Origin of the sequence: Sulfuricurvum sp. RIFOXYD12_FULL_44_77 (assembly GCF_001830725.1) — a bacterium.
Classification (GTDB): domain Bacteria; phylum Campylobacterota; class Campylobacteria; order Campylobacterales; family Sulfurimonadaceae; genus Sulfuricurvum; species Sulfuricurvum kujiense_A.
Genome location: NZ_MIBU01000031.1, coordinates 1 through 3,204, shown reverse-complemented (window position 1 = coordinate 3,204; position 3,204 = coordinate 1). Strand labels below are relative to the sequence as shown.

Here is a 3,204-nt window from a genome sequence, read left to right as displayed (position 1 = left end):
TCAAAACGGTATAACGTACCTAAGTCAACGATTATGATGGAGAATATGATCGGAGATGATAATGAACGTAATCTCAATCGACGGGTGAAAATACCCATTAATAAACCGTTTTTGAAAAAACCGCGTCTGCACAGTGCACGTTCAGGCGAAACCCTCGCTTCAGTCGCAACACTGTATAATATCAACCTTGAACAACTCAAATTAAAAAATCCGTTTATATCCAATGCGTTGCATGATGGGGAGGAAGTAAAAATTGGTGATTAAAACCCTTCTGTTATGTCTAATTATTTTATTCGGCGGATGTACGACCAACAGCGGCTCCTACTCCTATCAGCCGAAGCCTTCTCAAAAATATCCATCTGAGCACTTAGCAATGGCTCCGTCAAATGTCTACAAAAAAAATGGTGAACTTCACGCAACTATGCGCCCCTATACCGTCTTTGGAAAAGAGTATTATCCGACCGTTGTGCGGGTAGGGGATAGTTTCAGCGGCCGAGCGAGTTGGTATGGACCTGATTTTCACGGTAAATCAACCTCTAACGGGGAAGCCTATGATATGTATGCGATGACGGCAGCCCATAAAACACTCCCTATGAATACCGTCGTTCGGGTGACAAATAGCGAAAACGGTGCACAAACGGTGGTTCGGATTAATGACCGAGGCCCATTTGTCGAGAGCCGTATCATCGATCTCTCTTATGCGGCTGGAGAGAAAATCGGGCTTAATAAAAAAGGGACGGCTCCGGTAACGCTAGAGGTTTTAGGATTTGAACCCTCATCAATGCGCACTATCGATATGGGACGTTTGGCGAAAGGGCCGCAACAATCCGTTTTGAATGCTTTTTTTGTTCAAATCGGCTCATTTGAGCGGTTTGAAGGGGCTATGAGCACAAAGCAAAAGTATGCTTCCTATAACGGTTATTCTGCAATCATTAAAGATACAGAGTATAATAACAAACGTTTATTTCGTGTATGGCTCGGCGGATTTAAAAGTGAAGCCGAAGCGCGCGATTTCATTTCACGGGGCTATTTCGAAGGCTCCTTTATTATAAGGGAATAAGATGATCCAAAAAAAACGCCAAACTAAAGAGACTGACATTGACTTATCCCTCACCATTGCGGGTGAGGGGAAAAGTACGATTTCTACCAAAGTAGGTTTTTTGGATCATATGTTGGAGAGCTTTGCCAAACATGCCCAGATCGATTTGAGTGTTACGTGTGAGGGTGATGTCCATATTGATGATCACCATAGTGTCGAGGATATCGGGATTGTATTAGGACAAGCACTGCGCGAAGCGATCTATCCGATAGAGAAAGTGGAGCGTTTCGGAAGTGCAGTTGTGGTTATGGATGAAGCGGCGGTGAGCTGCGATCTGGATTTGAGTAATCGACCTTTTTTAGTTTATGATGTTCCTGTTTCTGGGAAAATAGGGTCATTTGAAGCAGAACTTGCCGAAGAGTTTTTCCGTGCCGTTATCTTTAATGCGGGAATTACTGCACATATCGTTATGGTACGCGGTAAAAACAAACACCATATTATTGAAGCGGCGTTTAAATCGCTTGCCGTTGCCCTTCGCCGTGCATTGGCCCCTAATGAGCGTGCCGGAGTTCCAAGTACCAAAGGGGTTTTATGATTAAACTCCTGATTTTGGATGTTGACGGATGTATGAGTGACGGTAAAATCATCTACACCGCCGAGGGGTTAGAACTCAAAAACTTCAATGTCAAAGACGGTTTTGCGATCAAAGCATGGGTTAAAATGGGACATAGTGTCGCTATCATTACCGGACGTGATTCCAGTATCGTGACCCATAGAGCCAAAGAACTCGATATTGCTCATCTCTATCAAGGGGTGAAGGATAAACGTGCCGTTGCCATGGCACTGTGTACCGAGCTTGGGATTGAAGCGCATGAAGTAGCAGTTATCGGCGATGATCTGAACGATTACAATCTTTTGCAGTGGTCGGGGCAGGCTTTTACACCGCAAGACGGCTCTGAGTATCTGAAAACGTTTGCAGAAGTTTTGGATCGCAAAGGCGGCGATGCATGTGTACGGGAAATGATTGAAAAAGTGATCCGCCGCAACGGTGAAGAAGAAAAATTTTTAGCGCAGTGGATATAAATGTCGATTAACCTCTTTTTTCTCTTGATTGTAGCCTTTTTGATGGGGATGTACGGCTATTTTTCCCCCAATTATACATCGACTCAAGAATCGGGTGAAATCCCAAAAATCGAGCTCTCTGACTTTACGTTGTATGAAATCTCCCATAAAGGGATCGATCATATATTATCGGGGGTTGAGGGGAAAAAATTTGATGAATATTATGTGATAACATCAGCGAAATTTAGCGATAATACGAAAAATTTATTTCAGTCCATCCGATCCGATGATGCAGAGTATCGAAATAAGATTATTCAACTTGATGGGAATGTCCATTATGTACGAGCAGATGGATTAGAATTTCGCTCCCATGAGGGGAGTTATGACTCTCAAAGATCTTTGGTTCAAACAAAAGGTTCTTTTGTCATTACCCAAAACGCTAATCGTGTAGAGGGGACGAAATTGCTTTATAATACCGAACTCGATACCGTATCCGCGAATCAGGTGCGCGGCAGTTACCAATTAAAATAGGAAAATAATGATGATACGAAACCTACTCTTTTTAGCCCCTTTATTGTTTACCCTAACATGGGGTGAAGAGTTAAAAGTGATTTCTGATAATTTTAACGGGGATCAGCTAAAAGGGATTTCGGTCTTTACCGGTAACGTCAAAGTGACCAAAGGGCTGGATGAACTGAATGCCACAAAAGTGACGATTTATACCGACAAAGATAAAAATCCGGTTAAATATTTAGCGGAGGGGGATGTATCGTTTTACATCGTAACCGAACTTAAAGAGAGATACAAAGGGAAATCGCAAACGGCTATTTATTTACCTGATAAAAGTGAATACCATTTTTATAAAAAAGTCGATTTGATCCGTTTGGATGATTTTAGACGTGTAAAAGGGGATAAAGTCGTCGTCAATACGATTGTCGGGAATGCTTCGGCTGAGAGTGCTAATAACGAACCTGTCATTATGACCTTCACCGTCCAAGATAAAAAAACAAAACAAAAAAGTGCGGCTCAATGATTGAAATTATTGATTCGTCGTTCGTAACGTCAGCTCCTACCATTCGTGTGACTCCGGAAAATGAGTACCA

General features: G+C 42.4%; 6 protein-coding genes. All 6 read left to right on the top strand.

Features of this window, described 5'->3' with window-relative positions:
* Positions 1-264: LysM domain-containing protein (locus A2517_RS01610; protein WP_294893622.1), on the top strand; the 264-nt coding region annotated here is incomplete at its 5' end.
* Positions 257-1,060, top strand: a complete 804-nt coding sequence (locus A2517_RS01605; protein ID WP_294893621.1) for a septal ring lytic transglycosylase RlpA family protein — start codon at positions 257-259, stop codon at positions 1,058-1,060. The genes A2517_RS01610 and A2517_RS01605, both read left to right, overlap by 8 nt.
* Before the next feature lies 1 nt (position 1,061).
* Positions 1,062-1,634: an imidazoleglycerol-phosphate dehydratase HisB gene (gene hisB / locus A2517_RS01600; RefSeq protein WP_294893620.1), complete on the top strand. Its 573-nt coding sequence runs from the start codon at positions 1,062-1,064 to the stop codon at positions 1,632-1,634.
* Positions 1,631-2,122, top strand: coding sequence for an HAD family hydrolase (locus tag A2517_RS01595; protein ID WP_294893619.1), 492 nt, complete (start codon positions 1,631-1,633; stop codon positions 2,120-2,122). The genes hisB and A2517_RS01595 overlap by 4 nt, the downstream gene beginning before the upstream one ends.
* Positions 2,123-2,632 carry an LPS export ABC transporter periplasmic protein LptC gene (gene lptC, locus A2517_RS01590; RefSeq protein ID WP_294893618.1) on the top strand — a complete coding sequence of 170 codons (510 nt, stop codon included), beginning with the start codon at positions 2,123-2,125 and terminating at the stop codon, positions 2,630-2,632.
* 7 nt (positions 2,633-2,639) lie between these two features.
* Entirely contained in the window at positions 2,640-3,134 is a 495-nt protein-coding gene (lptA, locus tag A2517_RS01585) for a lipopolysaccharide transport periplasmic protein LptA (RefSeq protein ID WP_294893617.1), read from the top strand.
* Positions 3,135-3,204 lie beyond the last annotated feature (70 nt).

Excerpts from the sequence above, each read along its gene's own strand:
- hisB (WP_294893620.1), top strand. The coding sequence starts at position 1,062 with ATGATCCAAAAAAAACGCCAAACTAAAGAGACTGACATTGACTTATCC.
- A2517_RS01595 (WP_294893619.1), top strand. The coding sequence starts at position 1,631 with ATGATTAAACTCCTGATTTTGGATGTTGACGGATGTATGAGTGACGGT.
- lptC (WP_294893618.1), top strand. The coding sequence starts at position 2,123 with ATGTCGATTAACCTCTTTTTTCTCTTGATTGTAGCCTTTTTGATGGGG.
- lptA (WP_294893617.1), top strand. The coding sequence starts at position 2,640 with ATGATGATACGAAACCTACTCTTTTTAGCCCCTTTATTGTTTACCCTA.